The organism is Bradyrhizobium sp. Leo114 (assembly GCF_055229415.2).
Genome location: NZ_JBUYEN020000066.1, coordinates 1 through 18538, shown reverse-complemented (window position 1 = coordinate 18538; position 18538 = coordinate 1). Strand labels below are relative to the sequence as shown.

16 protein-coding genes are annotated in these 18538 nt (G+C 63.6%); 8 read left to right on the top strand and 8 right to left on the bottom strand.

The window, feature by feature from the left end; genetic code table 11:
* Nucleotides 1-255: 255 nt before the first annotated feature.
* From ACZIRK_RS40145 to gmk, 5 genes are all read left to right on the top strand, one after another.
* Nucleotides 256-495, top strand: a complete 240-nt coding sequence (locus ACZIRK_RS40145) for an acyl carrier protein (protein ID WP_002716125.1) — start codon at nt 256-258, stop codon at nt 493-495.
* Between the two features lie 96 nt (nt 496-591).
* Complete coding sequence (gene fabF, locus ACZIRK_RS40140) at nt 592-1857, top strand: beta-ketoacyl-ACP synthase II (protein WP_130231544.1); 1266 nt, start codon at nt 592-594, stop codon at nt 1855-1857.
* A gap of 270 nt (nt 1858-2127) precedes the next feature.
* A complete protein-coding gene (gene mltG, locus ACZIRK_RS40135) occupies nt 2128-3387 on the top strand; it encodes an endolytic transglycosylase MltG (protein ID WP_130231542.1) in 1260 nt (419 codons plus the stop codon).
* Nucleotides 3388-3484: 97 nt separating this feature from the next.
* Nucleotides 3485-4372 (top strand): YicC/YloC family endoribonuclease, encoded by an 888-nt coding sequence (locus tag ACZIRK_RS40130; RefSeq protein WP_130229789.1) that lies wholly within the window; start codon nt 3485-3487, stop codon nt 4370-4372.
* A gap of 5 nt (nt 4373-4377) precedes the next feature.
* On the top strand, nt 4378-5043 hold the full coding sequence (gene gmk, locus ACZIRK_RS40125) for a guanylate kinase (RefSeq protein WP_130229788.1): 666 nt from the start codon (nt 4378-4380) through the stop codon (nt 5041-5043).
* A gap of 10 nt (nt 5044-5053) precedes the next feature.
* On the opposite strand, the gene ACZIRK_RS40120 is transcribed toward gmk, so the two are convergent.
* From ACZIRK_RS40120 to lptF, 8 genes are all read right to left on the bottom strand, one after another.
* The gene (locus tag ACZIRK_RS40120; RefSeq protein WP_130229787.1) at nt 5054-5986 is read right to left on the bottom strand and encodes a hypothetical protein; all 933 of its coding nucleotides are present in this window, start codon (nt 5984-5986) and stop codon (nt 5054-5056) included.
* A 307-nt stretch (nt 5987-6293) separates the two neighbouring features.
* Complete coding sequence (locus tag ACZIRK_RS40115) at nt 6294-7352, bottom strand: alcohol dehydrogenase (RefSeq protein WP_130229786.1); 1059 nt, start codon at nt 7350-7352, stop codon at nt 6294-6296.
* Nucleotides 7353-7364: 12 nt separating this feature from the next.
* Nucleotides 7365-8231, bottom strand: a complete 867-nt coding sequence (gene rsmA / locus ACZIRK_RS40110; protein ID WP_130229785.1) for a 16S rRNA (adenine(1518)-N(6)/adenine(1519)-N(6))-dimethyltransferase RsmA — start codon at nt 8229-8231, stop codon at nt 7365-7367.
* Nucleotides 8228-9232 (bottom strand): 4-hydroxythreonine-4-phosphate dehydrogenase PdxA, encoded by a 1005-nt coding sequence (gene pdxA, locus ACZIRK_RS40105; protein ID WP_474419423.1) that lies wholly within the window; start codon nt 9230-9232, stop codon nt 8228-8230. The genes rsmA and pdxA overlap by 4 nt, the downstream gene beginning before the upstream one ends.
* A 2-nt stretch (nt 9233-9234) precedes the next feature.
* The gene (locus ACZIRK_RS40100) at nt 9235-10167 is read right to left on the bottom strand and encodes a SurA N-terminal domain-containing protein (protein WP_028165905.1); all 933 of its coding nucleotides are present in this window, start codon (nt 10165-10167) and stop codon (nt 9235-9237) included.
* 68 nt (nt 10168-10235) lie between these two features.
* Nucleotides 10236-12629, bottom strand: a complete 2394-nt coding sequence (locus ACZIRK_RS40095; RefSeq protein WP_474419420.1) for an LPS-assembly protein LptD — start codon at nt 12627-12629, stop codon at nt 10236-10238.
* Between the two features lie 98 nt (nt 12630-12727).
* Nucleotides 12728-13825 (bottom strand): LPS export ABC transporter permease LptG, encoded by a 1098-nt coding sequence (gene lptG / locus ACZIRK_RS40090; RefSeq protein ID WP_028165903.1) that lies wholly within the window; start codon nt 13823-13825, stop codon nt 12728-12730.
* Nucleotides 13822-14988, bottom strand: a complete 1167-nt coding sequence (gene lptF / locus ACZIRK_RS40085) for an LPS export ABC transporter permease LptF (RefSeq protein ID WP_028165902.1) — start codon at nt 14986-14988, stop codon at nt 13822-13824. Before lptF ends, lptG begins: the two co-directional genes overlap by 4 nt.
* A gap of 354 nt (nt 14989-15342) precedes the next feature.
* Between lptF and ACZIRK_RS40080 the strand changes: the two genes are divergently transcribed.
* The 3 genes from ACZIRK_RS40080 to ACZIRK_RS40070 all read left to right on the top strand — a co-directional run bounded on the left by ACZIRK_RS40080 (nt 15343) and on the right by ACZIRK_RS40070 (nt 18040).
* Nucleotides 15343-16845 carry a leucyl aminopeptidase gene (locus ACZIRK_RS40080; protein ID WP_130229782.1) on the top strand — a complete coding sequence of 501 codons (1503 nt, stop codon included), beginning with the start codon at nt 15343-15345 and terminating at the stop codon, nt 16843-16845.
* Between the two features lie 6 nt (nt 16846-16851).
* Nucleotides 16852-17304, top strand: a complete 453-nt coding sequence (locus ACZIRK_RS40075; RefSeq protein ID WP_130229781.1) for a DNA polymerase III subunit chi — start codon at nt 16852-16854, stop codon at nt 17302-17304.
* 223 nt (nt 17305-17527) lie between these two features.
* Nucleotides 17528-18040 (top strand): hypothetical protein, encoded by a 513-nt coding sequence (locus ACZIRK_RS40070; RefSeq protein WP_245475063.1) that lies wholly within the window; start codon nt 17528-17530, stop codon nt 18038-18040.
* Nucleotides 18041-18538 lie beyond the last annotated feature (498 nt).

The following is an 18538-nucleotide window of genomic DNA, read 5'->3' as shown; positions in this document are numbered from 1 at the left end:
ACCGGCGACCGGGCGGGGCTTATAGTCAAGACTAGGGAATTATGATAACCGAACCAGCCGCGGATGGGCAAAGAACGCCATTGCAGGATGTTGAAACCCTGTATATTGGCGTGGCGACGCCTGCCGTTCGCCGGGACTTAGTCGGCCACGACCGCCGAATCAAGACTATGCGCGACAGCTCAGGAAAACTACACGACCACGATGGCTCGTATCGTCTGGGGGTCGGGTCCAATGGAACAAGCACGAGGGTGAACGATGAGTGAGATTGGCGAGCGGGTAAAGAAGATTGTAGTCGAGCACCTTGGCGTTGAGCCGGAGAAGGTGGTCGACAGCGCAAGTTTCATCGATGACCTCGGCGCAGACAGTCTCGACACCGTCGAGCTCGTGATGGCATTCGAAGAAGAATTTGGTTGCGAGATTCCCGACGACGCCGCGGAGACGATCCTGACGGTCGGCGACGCGACCAAGTTTCTCGAGAAGAACGCGAAAAGCTGACGCCCTTCGCGGTGCCGACGAAGCCGGACGGACCGTTGTCAGGCGGTCCCCCGGTTTCTTGTTATTGACCGCGCATTTCAGGACGGAGTTCTTGACATGAGACGTGTTGTCGTCACGGGGCTGGGCATGGTTACACCACTCGGCTGTGGCGTCGACACCAGTTGGGCACGTATCCTTGAGGGCCGCAGTGGGGCGCGCAGGATCGAGACCTTCGATGTCTCCGATCTGCCGAGCCAGGTTGCCTGCGTGGTGCCGCGCGGCGATGGCAGCGAGGGCACCTTCAATCCCGATCAGTGGATGGAGCCGAAGGACCAGCGCAAGGTCGATGACTTCATCATCTTCGCGATGTGCGCGGCCAAGCAGGCGCTCGACGATGCCGGCTGGCATCCGGAGAGCGAAGAGGACAAGTGCGCGACCGGCACCTTGATCGGCTCCGGCATCGGCGGCCTCTCGGGCATCGCCGACACGGCGGTGCTGCTCAAGGAACGCGGTCCGCGCAAGGTGTCGCCGTTCTTCATTCCGGGCCGGCTGATCAATCTGGCGTCGGGATACGTCTCGATCGAGCACGGCCTGAAGGGGCCGAACCATGCGGTCGTGACCGCCTGCTCGACGGGCGCGCATGCGATCGGCGACGCTGCTCGGCTGATCGCGCTCGGGGATGCCGAGGTGATGGTGGCCGGCGGCGCCGAATCGCCGATTTGCCGCATCGGCATGGCCGGCTTCTGCGCGGCGCGCGCGCTGTCCACCGGTTTCAACGAGACGCCGATCAAGGCGTCGCGTCCTTACGACAAGGACCGCGACGGCTTCGTGATGGGCGAGGGCGCCGGCATCGTCGTGCTTGAGGAATATGAGCACGCGAAAAACCGCGGCGCGAGGATCTATGCGGAGGTCGTCGGCTACGGACTCTCGGGCGACGCCTATCACATCACCTCGCCGTCGCCGGACGGAGACGGCGGCTTCCGCAGCATGTCGGCGGCATTGAAGCGTGCCGGCATGACGCCGTCCGATATCGACTACATCAACGCCCACGGCACCTCGACGCTGGTTGGCGACGAGATCGAACTCGGCGCGGTCGAGCGGCTGCTCGGCAATGCGGCGTCGAAAGTCTCGATGTCGTCGACGAAGTCGTCGACCGGACATCTGCTCGGCGCCGCCGGCGCGATCGAGGCGATCTTCAGCATCCTGGCGATTCGCGACAACATCGCCCCGCCGACGATCAATCTCGACAATCCGTCAGTGGAGACGGCAATCGATCTCGTGCCGCACACGCCGCGCAAGCGCGAGATCAATGTGGCGTTGTCCAACTCGTTCGGCTTCGGAGGCACTAACGCTTCCGTGATCCTGCAGCGTGTTATCAACTAGATCATGATCCGATTGATCGAATCGGATCATGATCTGACCTCTTTGTTTGGGCATGATGTCAGCACAAACGCTGCGCGTTTATCGCGAGGGAAAACCGGTTTCCACTTTTCCGGATCATGTCCGAGCAGGCGGATTGGAGCCAGTTCACCGTTTTGCCGCAATCGCCGATGACTTCTAGGCGCGGGCGCATACTCGTATAGTATTGATCGTATTGGCAGGACTTTAGATTTGTCAGGCCACGATTGAACCGGCAGGATTCAGGTCGAATCGATGAGTGAGAGGCCGCCCATTTCACCGCGAAGCCCGCGCGCCGCGCTGGAGCCTGAACAGGTCCCGCCGCCGCCGAAACGGTCGGACCGTGCCCGCAATCCGTTCGTCGTGGTCGGTAATGCCATCATCACCTTGCTGATCCTTCTGATGATTGGCGCGGGCATCGCCTATTACTACGGAAAGCAGACCCTGGAAGCGTCGGGACCGCTGCAGGAGGACAAGATCGTCAACATTCCGCAGCGGGCCGGCAAGCGCGATATCGCCGACATCCTGCAGCGTGAGGGTGTGATCGACGTCAATCCCTGGGTCTTCATCGGCAGCGTGTTTGCGATGAAGGCGAGTTCCGATCTCAAGCCCGGCGAATATTCGTTCCAGAAGAGCGCGAGCCTGCGCGACGTCATCGGCACCATCGTGGAAGGCAAGGTGGTGCAGCACGCCGTTACCATTCCCGAAGGCCTGACCTCCGAGCAGATCGTGGCACGGCTGTCAGACAACGACATCTTCACAGGTTCGGTGCGCGAGATACCGCGCGAGGGCACGCTGTTGCCGGAGACCTACAAATTCCCGCGCGGCACCACGCGCGAGCAGGTGATCCAGCGCATGCAGCAGACCCAGAAGCGCGTGCTGACGGAAATCTGGGAACGCCGCAATCCGGACATTCCGGTCAGAACGCCGGAGCAACTCGTGACGCTGGCGTCGATCGTCGAGAAGGAGACCGGCAGGGCCGATGAGCGCAGCCGCGTCTCGGCGGTGTTCGTCAATCGTCTGCGGCAGAAGATCAAGCTGCAGTCGGACCCGACCATCATCTACGGGCTGGTCGGCGGCAAGGGAACGCTGGGGCGGCCGATCAAGCGCAGCGAGATCACCCAGCCGTCGCCCTACAACACCTATGTCATCGATGGCCTGCCGCCGGGCCCGATCGCCAATCCCGGCCGCGCCTCGCTCGAAGCCGCAGCCAATCCGGCACGCACCCGCGATCTGTTCTTCGTTGCCGACGGCAGCGGCGGGCATGCGTTCACCGAGACCTACGATCAGCACCAAAAGAACGTGGCGAAGCTCCGTTCGATCGAAAAGCAGATCCAGAACGACACGGTTGAGCCTGCAGACGATCCGCCGCCGCCCGCCGCCAGCGCGCCGCCCGACACCAACCCGACTGCAACCACACCGCCCAAGCCGCCGGCCAACTCGAAGAAGCCGGCAAGGCCGGCACGGCAGGGCGCCGCGCAGTCGACGACGTCGCCGCCTGTGGTGGAGCGCTAGCCCGTCGCGGCGAACGTAATTCCACTTTCGGCTAAATCGGCTTAAGGTCGCACGCGTTCCAGCGAGTCTCACATCTCTTGTCAGAAAGTTTTATGCGATGGCCCTATCGAGCATGACCGGTTTTGCCCGAAGCCATGGCGCGAGCGGCCCCTATACCTTCGAGTGGGAACTGAAGTCGGTCAATGCCAAGGGCTTTGATTTGCGGCTGCGGCTGCCGCCAGGCTGGGACGAGCTTGAGGCCGTGGTGAAGAAGCGCGCGAGCGAAGTGCTGTCGCGCGGAACCGTCTATGCCAATCTCAATGTCAAGCGCGCCAACGCCGTGTCGGCGGTGCGCATCAACGAAGACGTCCTGGCCTCGATCGTGAAGGTCGCGGGCGAACTGGCGCAGAAGATCGACGCGGTGGCGCCGAGCATTGACGGATTGCTCGGCATCAAGGGCGTGATCGAGGTGGTCGAGCCTGAAAGCGACGAGGCCGAGGACAAGGCGGCGAGAGAGGCCGCCGCGCTGGCCTTCGAGCAGGCGCTGGCCCATCTCGTCGAGATGCGCCGCCGCGAGGGTACGGCGCTCGGGCAAGTGCTGATCCAGCGGATGGACGAGATCGAACAGCTCGCCAGGAAGGCGGAAGCGGCACCGGGCCGCAAGCCGGAGGCGATCCGCGCGCGACTTGCCGAACAGGTTGCGGCGCTGCTGGAGACCTCCGACCGTTTCGATGCGGATCGGCTGAACCAGGAGGCGATCCTGATCGCGACCAAGGCCGATATCCGCGAGGAACTCGACCGCATCGCGTCCCACGTCGCGCAGGCGCGTGAGATGATCGGCAAGGGCGGAGCGATCGGACGCCGGCTGGATTTCCTGGCACAGGAATTCAATCGCGAGGTCAATACCTGCTGCTCGAAATCGAACGATATCGAGCTCACCAATACCGGGCTCGAGATGAAGAACGTGGTCGAGCAGTTCCGCGAGCAGGTTCAGAATCTGGAGTGAGGACAATGGTGGCCCAAGGAGAGGCCCACGGCTTTGACGGGGTCGAGCGGCGCGGGCTGATGTTCGTGCTGTCGTCGCCGTCAGGCGCCGGCAAGACGACGCTGTCGCGGCTGTTGATCGAGCGGATGCCCGGCCTGAAAATGTCGGTGTCGGCGACGACGCGGCCGATGCGGCCGGGCGAGGTCGACGGCCGCGACTATTTCTTTGTCGACAAGACGAAATTCGAGAAGATGGTCGCTCAGGGCGAGTTGCTCGAATGGGCGACCGTGTTCGACAACCGCTACGGCACGCCGCGCCGGCCGGTCGAAGCCGCGCTGTCGGCCGGACAGGACGTGCTGTTCGACATCGACTGGCAGGGCACCCAGCAACTGCGCGAGAAGGCGCGCGCCGACGTGGTCAGCGTCTTCATCCTGCCGCCGTCGGCGGCCGATCTCGAGAAGCGCCTGCACACCCGTGCGCAGGATTCCGCGGAAGTGATCCGCGGGCGGATGAATCGCGCCACCCACGAACTCAGCCATTGGGCCGAGTACGACTACATCGTCATCAACCAGAGCGTCGATCACGCCTTCGCCGAAGTGCAGTCGATCCTGAAGGCGGAGCGGCTGAAGCGCGAGCGCCGCACCGGCCTGACCGAGTTCGTGCGCAACCTGCAGCGCCAGCTCGAGAAGTGATCCGCTCCGCTCAGGCGGTCGCGCTTTTCGCCAGACGCGCGAGCATTTCCTTGATCTCCCGCTGCGTATCTTCAAACGAGGGTTCAGGCGCAGGCCCGGGGCCCCGCTGCTCCGCTTCGATGCGAGGCGCTCGCGGCGATTCGACCGGACGTGGCGGGATCTCCTTGTGCTCGGCGGCCAGTTGAGGGGCGCGCTCGGCGTGATCGCGGTCCCAGGGCGCGCGCCACTCATTATCGACCTCGTAGGGTGGCGTGCCCGTGCGGTTGAGCCGGAAGATGAGGCCGCCGACCAGGCCGGCGAGCGCAAGTGTGCCTGCCATGATGAACAACAGCGTCGAGGTTGATTGCTTCTCAACGGTCGAATGCGTCGTTGCCGCGGGCGCCGGCGGCGGCGCGGATTGCGGCGCCACCGCCGGCTCTTCCTGTGGGCTCGCGCCGCTATCGGCGGCGGCGACCTTGGTGCCACCGGATGCGGCCATGCTCGATTGGTCAAGCCAGCGTGCCGAAACCAGCGAGCCGGAGGCGGGTGCCCCGACGGAAGGCGGCGCGTTGTCGAGGGCGGAGGCGAGCTTCTGTTTGGCGTCCGCCTGGGGTGGGGTCAGCTCAGCGCGCGCATCTGCGACCGACGGGCTGATGCTGGCCGCCGGCTGGGGCGGGTTGGCGGCTTCGGCCGGCGGCGGGGATTCCTGCTGTACAGGCGCGGCCTTCGCCGCCTTGCTGCTCCCTTCGCGGACATACCAGCACTTGCGCTTGGTGGAGCGCTCAAGGCGATAATACCAATGGCTTCCTGCAGGCGCAGCCCCCTGTGGAGCCGACAGGCAACTGTCGGCAGTCTTGGCGCTGTCGGCACTCTCGGTACTGTTTTCTGCTCCGGCGGTGAGGCTGGCACCCGCCAGCATCGTAGCAACAAGTGCTGAAATAAATTGGGCGGTACGCTTTGACATCTACATCCCCGATAACACCGGCTACCCCTTAACCCCTAACTCTCGGTAGGAAGTTGGGTCGCAATGCGCCGCAAATCCGGAGCGGGTGGGGCTTAATTTGGGCTTGCCGACCGCCCCAATTGCGGCAGATCGGGGCCTGGGGAAGCCACCCGGCAGCTATTGCTTGGAGGCAGTCCAGCGGCCGACGCAGCCACAAGACTGCCGAAAACTTCCCGAGCCGGAATGGTTTGAAATGCGGCCACTGCTGATCACGGTGATGCCGTTGGCTGCGCCGATCGGATCGACGCTGCCGTCCTCGCCCGGTGATCTAATTCTTCAGAACGATGCGTCCGACGACCTTGCCGGCGCGCAACTGGTCGATCCACTTCTGGACGTCGGCCATCGGTTCTTCCTGCATCGGCGTCGGCTTGATCTTGCCGGCACGCGCCAGCGCCATCAATTCCTGACCCTCGGCCAGCGTCCCTACCATGAAGCCCTCGATGGTCATGCGCTTGTAGACCCATTGCACCATCGGCAGGCTGAAAGTGCCGCCCATCAGGCCGGAGACCACGATCTTGCCGCCGCGCGCCAGCGCGGAGACTGCGAACGCCATGGACTTCTCGTTGCCGGCGAAATCGACCACTTCGTCAAAGCCGCCTTCAGTCTCTTTCAGGATGCGCTTGACAATGTCCGGCTCGGCCGGGTCGTAGGCGACCGCTGCGCCGTTCTGTAGCGCCGTCTCGCGCGCGGCTGGGCTGAGATCGGCGACCGAGATCGGTTGCTTGAACATCGCCTGTGCGAAGGAAAGTCCCATCATGCCGACGCCGCCGAGGCCGATCAGCAGCAGGTTGCGCTGCCGTGGGCGATCCACCAATCGTTTCAGCGCGCCGTAGGCCGTGACGCCCGAGCACATCAGCGTCGCCGCCTGATTGACCGGCAGCGGATCGTAGTCGAGCAGGTACTTTGCATCGGGCACCAGGACATGGCTGGCGAAGCCGCCGTCGATGGACACGCCCAGGAAACGCTGCTTGACGCAGAGGTTCTCATCGCCGTTCAGGCAGTCGCGGCACTGGCCACAGCCGATCCACGGAAACACAGCCTTCTTCTTGCCGATCAGGTCAGTCGGAACATCGGGGCCGACTTCCGCGACGACACCTGCGATTTCGTGGCCGAGCGTGAAGGGCAGGGTCATGCCGCGCGTGGTGTCGAGCTTCTTGCCGCCGCCGAGATCGGCGTAACCATCCTGGATGTGCAGGTCGGAATGGCAGAGCCCGCAACGCTCGATGCGGACCAGGACTTCGCGTCCTTGCGGCTTCGGCGTCTCGGCGATGGTCTCGCACAACGGCGCATCAAATTTCACGAGGGACTGGCGTACCATTTGCGCCATGGCGTTCGCTCCTTAGGCAATGTTTGATGTTGTGTTTCGTATATTGGCCAATTCACGAGCCATGGCAACAAAGCCGGAGATGGGAATAGTTTCGGCGCGTCGGGTGGTATCGACATGTGCTGCGGCGGCGAGCCGAGCCGGATCGACCGAAAGTGACTTCAGGCTCTGGCGTAGCATCTTGCGGCGCTGACCGAAGGCTGCGGCTGCCACCTGTTCCAGCGCGCGTCGGTCGCAAGGCTCGGGTGCGGCGCGTGGTATCAATCGCACCAGCGACGAGGTGACCTTCGGCTGCGGCACGAAGGCCGACGGCGAAATGTCGAACAGGATCTTTGTCTCAGTGCGCCAGTTGGCGAGCACGGCAAGCCGGCCATAGGCCTCGCCGTTTTCCTGCGCGACGATCCGCTCGGCGACCTCGCGCTGGAACATCAGCACCATCATGTCGTACCAGGGCGGCCAGGGTTCGATCGACAGCCAATCGACCAGAAGCTGGGTCGCGATGTTGTAGGGCAGGTTGGCAACGATCTTTGCCTTGCCGCCATCGAGCAGGGGGCGGGGATCGAAATGCTGCGCGTCGGCATGCACGATCTCCAGCCGTCCCGGGTATCGCTTCACGATGTAGTCGAGCGCAGCCAGCGCCCGCTCGTCGCGCTCGATGGCAATCACGCGTTTTGCGCCGAGCGCGAGCAGCGCCCGGGTCAATCCGCCTGGGCCGGGACCGACCTCGATCACGGTCGAGTCCTCGAGCGGACCCGCGGCGCGCGCGATCCGCGCGGTGAGGTTGAGATCGAGCAGAAAATTCTGGCCCAGCGACTTGCGCGCCGACAAGGAGTGTTCGCGAATGATGTCGCGCAGCGGCGGCAGATCGTCGAGCGCGCTCATTCAGGCTTCGTCGCGGCCATCCTTGCGGCCAGGCGCAGCGCCGCGATCAGGCTCGACGGATTGGCGCGGCCGGTGCCGGCGATGTCGAACGCCGTGCCGTGATCCGGCGACGTCCGGACGAACGGCAGGCCCAGCGTGACATTGACCGCGTCATCGAACGCGATGGTCTTGATCGGGATCAGCGCCTGATCGTGATACATGCAGATTGCGCAGTCATAGGTGGCGCGCGCCGCCTTGTGGAACAGCGTGTCCGCCGGCAGCGGTCCGCGGACGTCGACACCTTCGGCGCGCAGGATCTCGACAGCCGGCGCCACGATCTCGATATCTTCGCTGCCGAGCGTACCGTCTTCGCCGGCGTGCGGATTGAGACCCGAAATTGCCAGGCGCGGGCGGGCAAGCCCGAAGCGCGCCTTCATGTCGGCCACCACGATGCGGGCCGTCGAGACGATCAAGTCAGTCGTGAGCAGTGCAAGCGCTTCGCGCAGCGAAAGGTGGATCGTCACGGGCACCACGGCGAGTTCGGGCGACCACAGCATCATTACGGGCTGCGGCGCGACCCCGTTCTTGGCCGCGAGTTCGGCCAGGAATTCGGTATGGCCGGGGTGACCGAAGCCGGCGCGATAGAGCACGTTCTTGGCGATCGGGTTGGTGACGACAGCGGCGGCCTTGCCGGCCATGACGTCAGCGACCGCGCGCCGGATCGAGGATAGCGCTGCATCCGCACTGGTCGCATCCGGCGTGCCGGGCCGCGCCGTCGCCGGCTTGCCGGCCGGAACGACGGGCAAGGCTCTCGCGAACGTGCCGAGCGCCTCTTCGGGGGAAGCATCGGCGAGCTCGACCGCAAGGCCAAGACGGTGCGCGCGCTCAGCGAGGAACTCGCGGTCGCCGAGCAGGTAAAACGGCGGAAGCTTCAGTTCATCACGCCGCAACCACGCGGCAAGCGCAATGTCCGGGCCGATACCTGCGGGTTCGCCGGATGTCAGCGCAAGGGGCTTCGACATCATCAGCGATATTCGATCATGGCCGCTTTGCGGACTTCCTGCAGATAGGATTTCGATTTCGCCTCATATTTCTGGGCGTACATCTTCTCGCGGATTTCCCTCTTCTTCGGCGAGTCGATCATCGTCGTCTTGCGGCCGCACAGCACGACCATCTCCACGCCCTGCTTGGTGATCTCCGGCGGGGTCAGATGGCCGATCGGCGTCTTGTCGAGCACCTCGCGAATGCTCGGCGGGATGTCGGCCGTGGTCTTGGTCACGGTGTCGCGGATCGCCGCGTTGGGTATGGTCTTGAAATAGGAATTGGCTTCGTCGCAGCTCGTGATGCGCTCGCGCAGCCCCTCAGCTTCCTTCTTGCGCGCTTCGACCAATGCCGGCGTGGAGCCGCGCGGCACGATCAGCACGATCGGCTGCATCTTGTATTCGAAAGCTTCGATCTCGGTCTTTTCGCCGCCTTCCTGCGCGGCGGCCGCGACATCCTTCTCGCCGACCTGGAGGCTTTCCTTGTAGCGGCCACGCACGAGGCTGGTCCAAACCATGTCGGCCCTGATGCGGGACTTGAGCGTGTCGGCGCGAATGCCCTGGCTCTCCAGCGACTTCGTCAGTTGCTCCGGCGAGATCCGCATCCGCGCGCTCATTGCGGAATAGGATTGCTCGATGTCGGAGGAGGAGGGGTCGACGCCGAATTTCTTGGCTTCCTTGATCTTCACCTTTTCGTCGATCAGTTCCTCGATCACTTCCTGCCGGTTCTGCTGCTTGTGGGTGGTCAGGAAGTTCAGCTTGGTGCGCTGCTCGATGTCGTAGTTGGTGATCGGCTCGCCGTTGACCATGACGGCCACGGTCTGCGCTTTCAGCGGCGAAGTGCCGCAGAGCATCAGCGCGAGCGCGATCGCGGGAGCCAGGGTCGAAAGGCGAAGGGGTAACGTCGTCATGGTCATCTCAGCGATGTGGTCATATCAGCCATATCAACCTATCCGCACCGAATTTCGGCGGTGCGGATCACGCTCTACTGAAAGCCGCCGTTCGCGCCGCCCGCCGTCGTCGTCGTGGTCGCGATCGTCCGCAGCCCGATTTGGAACATGAACGAGTGGCTGAGGACTGGCGGCGTCGAGGGGGTGGAGTAGGTGTATGACGTGACATAGTTCGCTGCCAGCACGAAGCAGTCGTCCACATAGCCAGCGCCGACGACGTACTGATTGATCTTGTTCGCTTCAAGGTCCCAACGCGCAGAGCCGGATACTACCCAGTTCGAGGCGACCTTGACCGAGGCGGTGGTCAGGATGCCTTCGCGACGGGTGAGATAGCCGAGTTCCGGTTGGGCCGCGTAGTTGCCGTAGAGCAGGCTGACCGACCAACGGTCGAAGTTTGCGCGTCCCTCGGCCTCGAAGCGGTTGATGTTCCAGGTAGCCTCGTCCATTCGCGATCGGACGCTGAACGTGTAGGTCCGGTTGGGCGAATAGCTGACGCTGCCGACATAGTCGGATGCGGCATGCTGCAGGCCCGAATCGAGGCCGGTATTGGTCGCATCGGCGACCGCGAACGAGTTCAGGCCGAACAACTGGTAGGACTGTCCGAACAGCACCTTCACGGCACCGCCCCGATCGAACTGGGTGGTCGCCTGCACGCCGACGTTGGCACGGCCGCCGCCCTCGACACGGTCATAGCCGGAGAACTTGTCGACCGAGAACAGGTTGCTGGTGTCGAACACGAGGCTCTGTGCGTCCTCGTTAGGCAGCTTGCCGGCATAGGTCTCGTTCGGGCGGATGATGACCTGCGCGATCGGCTCGAGCGTGGTGGTGCCCCACGGCTGCACATTGATGAACGGGTAGCGATATTCGAGGCCGACGGTCGGCATCAGGCGCAGCGCCTGCGTCTCGCCGACGGGAAGGAAGTTCGAAACACCGGGCTGATTCGAGACTGAAGAATCGATCGCGTCGGCGCGAACGATCGCGAACGGCGTCCATATCTGGCCGAACGGGTCGGTGTATGATCGCCGCCATTGAGCTTCGGCCGTCAGGCGCGTGTAGGTGCCGGGGAAGCCGCGCAACAGGCATTGCGACGGCATCCGGGCCAGGGGATCGGCGGATGCCGTGGTGCACAGGCCAGCGGTGTTGGCGAGCGTCGTGATCGGGTCGAAGACCGCCTGGTCCCGCGTCAGGCTGGTGAAGTTCACCTTGTAGCTGAACTCGCCGCCGAAGATCGGGCTGTTGATCACATTGTTATAGTCGATCACCGGATGGACCACCGGCACCTGGCTCTGGTTGCCGGAGTAGCTCAGGTAATAGATCGTGCGCGCATCGAAGAAGCTGCGATTGCCGACGCCGGTCAAGTAGAGCTGCGAGATCGCTTCTGTCGGCAGGCTCAGGAACGCCGCAAATGGGTCCCGGTACTGGGCAAGCCGATAGTCCTGGAAGAAGTAGTAGTCGGACAGGAGCACGCCGTCCCAGCCCCAGACCCACTTGTCGTTGATCGCGAACTGGCCGTGGGTATCGATGCCGCCGCGGAACTGGCGGTCGCCCGGCTGGCCGGCGAAGGCGCCGCGGTCGAGCTGGTCGATGCCATAGGCGCGGATCGAGTAGGAGCCGTCCAGCAGGCGCTGGCGGAATTCACCCTGGAGCAGGACGCCCTGGCGCGTCGTAAAGCGCGGGTTGAACGTCGCGTCATAGTCTGGGGCGAGCGCGAAATAATAGGGGATCTCGACGGCGTAGCCATAGGTCGATGCCTGGCTGGGATTCGGCATCAGGAAGCCGCTCTTGCGCTTCACGGTCGGGTCGGGCGTCGAGAAATAGGGCATGTACGCCATCGGAACGCCGAAGAACTCGAGCTGGGCGTTCTCGAAATAGAGCATCTTCTCGGTCTGGTTATGGATGATGCGGGCGCCTTTGACCTGCCATAGCGGCGGCTTCTTCGGGTCGTCCTTACACGGCGCGCAGGCCGTATAGACGCCGTTCTCGAACACCGTGTAGTTGCCAGCGGACCGGTCGGCACGGGTCGCCGCCATGCGCGTCTGATCCTCGGTGTCGACGCGCAGCGAATCGACGAAACCATCCCGGTAGTCGTCGCTGAGATCCATGATGTTGGCGTAGGTGATCTTGCCCTGGGCATCCGTGAAGCGGATGTTGCCCTCGGCATGGAGGCGCTTGGTCTTCTGGTCGTAGATGACCTTGTCGGCCTCGACGCTGGTGCCGTTGTAGAACATCTGCACGTTGCCGACCGCGGAGACGCGCTGATTGTTGTAGTCGTAATCGACTTCGGTCGCCTGCACGAGCATCTGCCCGTCATTCCGGGGCGGGGCCGGAGTCGGTTTCGGCGGCCGCGGATTGTAGGTGAAGCTCTGCGCGGCGGCGGGCGTCGTCAGGTCAACGCCGATCGTCCCCGTAAGGATGAATCCAACGGTCAAGGTTAGTAGGAAGCCGGCCAAGCGAGTCCGCTGACGGCGCACGGTACTGCGCCGCCTGAACGCAGGCGACTCCAACTGGCGGGCGGCGACAACGGCCACTACCCGTCCTCCTGATATAGCAAGGCCAAGAAACCGGTGAGGCCGCCCACGCACACGGGCAACCACGCCGCAGCGATGGGATGCATCAACTCAGCCTTGCTCAAATCTTCAGTTACTTTCGAAAGCACGTAGAGCAGAAAGCCCGCACCCACGCCACTCAAAACCATCTTTTGCACGCCGCCGAACCGGAAGAAGCGCAAGCTGACCGAAGCGGCCAAAAGCACCATCGCAGCCAGCAAAAACGGCTGTGCAATGAGCTTGTGGTACTGCAGCCGGTAGCCCGCGGTTGCAAAGCCCGAGCTCTCCGACGAGCGGATGTAGTTCGGTAGTTGCCAAAACGACACAGTTTCCGGGGTGGAAAAGCTGTTGCGGACCTGGGCCGGGGTCAGCGTCGTGGCCAGGTAGAAGCTGTCCTGATCGATCGGGGGCTTGTCGAGGGAGTATCGACGTACTCCTTTGAACACCCAGCGGCCCTCGTCGAGGGAGGCTTCGCGGGCTTCGATTCGCTCCTTGAACTGCAGGCTGGTGTCGAAGCGGAATACGGTCAGCCCGGTCAGGCGCACGCCCTGCTGCTCGCTGCGGGCGGCGTTGATGATCGACTGGCCCTCGCTGTTGACCTGGTTGAGCCAGAAGCCGGAGGCGTCCTGGATGCCGCCGCCTGGCGCCGAGCCGAACAGCTCAGCTTCCATCTGCTTGGAGAGCTCGCGCAGGTTTGCCGACATCGGATTGTAAGCGGTGGTCGCCCCGATCCCCAGCACGATCGCGCTCGCCAGCGCAGGCGAGATGAACTGCCAGGCCGAAACGCCGGCGGCGCGCGCGACCACGAGCTCGAGCCGGCGCGACAGCGCGAGGTAGCAGGTCATGGCCCCGATCAGCACGCAGAACGGCATCAGCTTCTCGAGTAGCTGCGGGACGCGGAACAGCGAGGTCTCGGCGACCGTGATCGCGGAGGCCGTGACCAGCCCGGAGGTCTTGCGCACCATCTCGATGTAGTCGACCAGGACGAGCAGCACGAAGATGCCGACAAACACGCCGACGGCCGAGATCACGAAGCGGCCGGCGAAATAGCGCCCGAGCGTGTTGGTGACCATGCTCATGCGGTGGCCGGCCTTCCGAACAGGCGCGCGATCCGCGCATTGGACCTGTTGATGGCTTCGATCAATCCGGGGGGCGGCTCCACCACCACGCCGCCGATGATCATCCAGAGCCCGACGCCGATGCCGCCGAGCAGCATCAGGTACTGTGCGCCGACGGCAAGCGACGATTTCACCGCCATCACCGAGCAGGCGAATCCAGCCATGCGCAGGCCAAGCACCGCGAGAACCGAACCGCCGATCGAGAAATTGCGACTCTGGCGCGTCGTGCGCGGCGCGCCCAGGAAGGCGAATGTGAGTGCGGCAAATGCGAACGGATAGATCGGCGCCATGAAGCGGTCGTGCAATTCGGCGCGGAACTGGCCGGACAGTTGATCAAAGGTCGGATCATCAGCCGCGGGCCAGATCAATTCCCACAGATATCGCTCGCGAATCCCCAGCGTGACGTCGCGCTGGCTGGAGAATTTCGACATGTCGAACGCGTAGCGGCCGAAGGCGACGAGGGCAGGGTCGCGCTTGCCGGCTTCGAATCGCTGCAGGTTGCCGTCCTCCAGCACCAGATACGAACCATTCTCGTTCTTCAGCACCGTGCCATGGTCGGCGATGATGGTGACGCGCTCCTTGGGATCGCGGCGATCGTCGACAAAGATGCCGCCGAGCACGCCGCCCGGCAGGCGTTCACGAATCCGAATCGTCAGGTTCTGGTCGAGCTGGGCGAAACGGCCGGGCTGCAGGATATTGGTGAGCACGTCGGCGGTGATCTCGGCGTCCCATTGCTTGATGCGCCGCATGCCGTCGGGCGCGAGATAGGCGCCGATGAAGGCGACCAGCGCGGCGACCACGCAGGTGGCATAGAAGAAGGGACGGAACAGGCGGAATGGAGAAAAGCCCGCCGCGTTCATCACGATGATCTCGGAATCGGTCGCGAGCTTGTTCAGCGTGTGCGAGACCGCGATCATCAGCGCGATCGGCGCGATGATCAGGACGAGTGCCGGAATCACCAAGCCAGTGATGCCGAGGAAGGTGATGATGGTCTGACCCTGGCTGGTCATCAGGTCGATGCCGCGCAACGCCTGGGTAATCCAGATCACGCCGGTGAGGCTGATCAGGACTACCGCAAACGACGCGAGCGTCGTGCGGAAAATATACCTGTCAATCGACCCCATCCCGTTACCGCAAGATCTCACTTGGCACGCCAAAACGCACGGCTTCCCGACCAATCCCTTCGAAGGGCTCCCCTTTGGCCGTGCCGCTTATCCGTCCAGCCGTCATCCTCTCATTACCATCCCTTTGATCCGTCAACAAAATGGCTGAGCCAAGGCGCTTCTTCCATATGGTTAATTATTCCTCTTTGTGACGTTCCAGCCACGCCGCGCTTGGCAGTGCGGCGGCCGGCAGGCCATAGTGTTGATAAACCCCCGGGGCTGACCGATCTGGACGGCCGCGAACCAACATTCCACTTACTACCCACGCAAGCCGGTTCCCGCCTGCGACAGCCCTGATTCTGGAGGAGTTTACCGATGTCCGACGCCGTAAAGGTCGGCTTTGTCCCGTTTTCCGCGCCCGTCCGGGGCCTGATGGTGGTGTTTTGCGATGAGGCCCTGAAGTTCGGCGCGGCGACCGACAAGGCGCTTGGGAAGGCGGCGGAGACGGTCAAGCGGGCAGCCGCGGCCAACCAGTTCAAGGGCAAGAGCGGCGCGATTCTCGATATCCTGGCGCCGGAGGGAATCAAGGTCGAACGCCTGATCGTTGTCGGAACCGGCAAGGCGTCGGCGCTCAAGGAGAGGGATTTTCTCAAATTCGGTGGCGTCGCTGCCGGTAAGCTGAACGCGGCGACAGATACCGTCACCGTGATCGCCGAGTTGGCCGAAGGCGCGATGAAGGCGGAGCAGGCTGCCGCCATCGCCTCCGGTATCCGGCTCCGGGCCTATAAATTCGATCGTTACAAGACCAAGAAGAAGGACGGCGAGAACGAACAGGTGCGCGCCGATGTCTCGATCGCGGTCGACGATGTCGCCGCCGCCAGGAAGGCATTTGCGCCTGACGCCTCCATTGTCGAAGGCGTCGTCATCGCGCGTGACCTCGTGAACGAGCCGCCGAACGTGCTCTATCCCGAGGAGTTCGCACGCCGCGCCAGCCAGCTCCGCAAGATCGGCGTCGACGTCGAGGTGCTCGACGTCAAGGCAATGACCAAGCTCGGCATGGGCGCGCTGCTCGGCGTTGCGCAGGGCTCGGCGCGGCCCGGCCGCGTGGTGATCATGCGCTGGAACGGCGGCAAGAAGAGCGAGCAGCCGGTGGCATTCGTCGGCAAGGGCGTCTGCTTCGATACCGGCGGTATCTCGATCAAGCCGGCCGGAAGCATGGAGGACATGAAGGGCGACATGGGCGGCGCGGCCTGCGTGGTCGGGCTGATGCACGCGCTGGCCGCGCGCAAAGCCAAGGTCAACGCGGTCGGCGCCATCGGCCTGGTCGAGAACATGCCCGACGGCAACGCCCAGCGTCCCGGCGATATCGTCAAGTCGATGTCGGGCCAGACCATCGAGATCATCAACACCGACGCCGAAGGCCGGCTCGTGCTGGCCGACGTGCTCTGGTACGTGGCGAAGAAATTCAAGCCGAAGTTCATGGTCGATCTCGCGACACTGACCGGAGCGATCATGGTCGCGCTCGGCACCGAGCATGCCGGCCTGTTCTCCAATAATGACGAATTGGCCGATCGGCTCATCAAGGTCGGGCAGGAGACCGGCGAGCGGGTGTGGCGGATGCCGCTCGGCTCCGAATACGACAAGCTGATCGATTCGCAGTTCGCCGACATGAAGAACACCGGCGGCCGCCACGGCGGCTCGATCACCGCGGCGCAGTTCCTGCAACGCTTCGTCGACGGCACACCGTGGGCGCATCTCGACATCGCGGGAACCGCGATGGGCGCGCCGAAGACCGACATCAACCAGAGCTGGGGCTCGGGCTACGGCGTTCGCCTGCTGGACCGCCTGGTCGCGGACTATTACGAGGCGAAGAAATAAGCAGGGATGACCGAGGTCCTGTTCTATCATCTGCAAGGCATGTCGCTGGAGAGCGTGCTGCCGCCGCTGCTCGAGAAATCGCTCGAGCGCGGCTGGCGCGTGGTGGTGCAATCGACGTCGCTGGAGCGCGCCGAGGCGCTCGATGCGCATTTATGGACCTACAGCGACGATTCCTTCCTGCCGCATGCCACCTGGCGTGTCGCCGACGCATCGGATCAGCCGATCATCCTTTCGATCGACGACGGTAATCCGAACCGCGCCAACGTGCGCTTCCTGGTCGACAATGCGGCGATGCCCGAAGACAGCGGCAGCTATGAGCGGCTGGTGCTGGTGTTCAACGGCGACGACGCTGACGCCGTTGCGGCGGCGCGCGCGAACTGGACCGCCTGCAAGGCGAACGGATTCGAGGTGACCTACTGGCAGGCCGACGACCGCGGCCGCTGGCAGCGCCGGCAATAGAAGGTTGCGGAATTAATGATAATTTGCACTTTGTGTCCCGGAGTCGGCGGGAAGCCACGGTCATGCCGCAAAGGGATGGTCGGACAAAGATTTTAGGGCAAAGGCGCGCGCCGCGCGTAAGGCTTGGGGTATCGCTCCGCGCAAAAAAGCGCGGCGGGACAAGAGGGTAGAGACGGGAGCCCAATCGATCGTGCGAGACGGAACACTTATTCGGAAACCTCTGTTGGCCCTGCTGCTGCTTGCGCCGGTCATCTCCGGCTGTTCGGGCGGCTCGGATATTTTCTCAAGGGATGCCGAATGGTTCTCGCGGCCTGGCCGGCTGTTCATCCGCAACATTTCGATCGAGACGCCACCGCTGTCGCCGACCAAGCCGGTCACCGCCGAGGACATGGTCAGCGCCGAGGGCGGATGCCCCGGGATGGCGCCGGCGGGGCCTGCGAATGCCAATGCGCTCGCCGACGGCGCTGGCGGCGCACCACCGCCGCAGAGTACCGGGACAGTCGCGCTGGGACACACTGAGTGCGATGTGGTCCGCGGCATCGGCGCGCCCGACAATGTCGGTCTCTCCAAGAATGAACGCGGCGATCGTGTCGCCGTCGTCACGTATACGCACGGGCCGCGCGCCGGCATCTACACGTTCACCTCCGGCCGCCTGTCGTCGATCGAGCGCATTGACGTGCCCGCGCCGCCGCCGAAGGCCGGCAAGCCGAAGGCGAAGAAGCACGCTGCGACGTAAAGGTCGGCGAATTTCAATAGTGGGCAAAAGCGCGCTAGCGCTGTGCCCACCATCTGACGCTCTGCTCGTGATAGTGGGCACGCCCACCCGACAGGGTCGCTGCAGACTTCTGATTCAATTTTCAAACAGCGGAGCCTACGTCGGCTTCAAACAGCAGTAGGGATGTGCGTCCGCACTCTCGCGGCGTATCACGCCCGAGCTTTGCATCACTTTCCGCCCTCCTCGAAGACAGAGGGCGCAGGGAAAGCCGGGTGCCGGTCGCACCCATGGGTCCCGTGCAACAAAAAGCACGGGGGTAGGACCACAGGTTCAACCGAAGCATTCCGGCTTTCCCTGCGCGATGGTTTTACAGCTTACTTCGTGCTCTCCCTGGTGACCGGCTATCCGATTCACACATTTTTGAGCCTCAAAGTGGTGCCGTATTTGATGCGACGGAAGGCTTCGAGGCCCAGGCGCATCACCTTTGGACCAGGCTTTCCATAGTAGGCGGTCCATCCT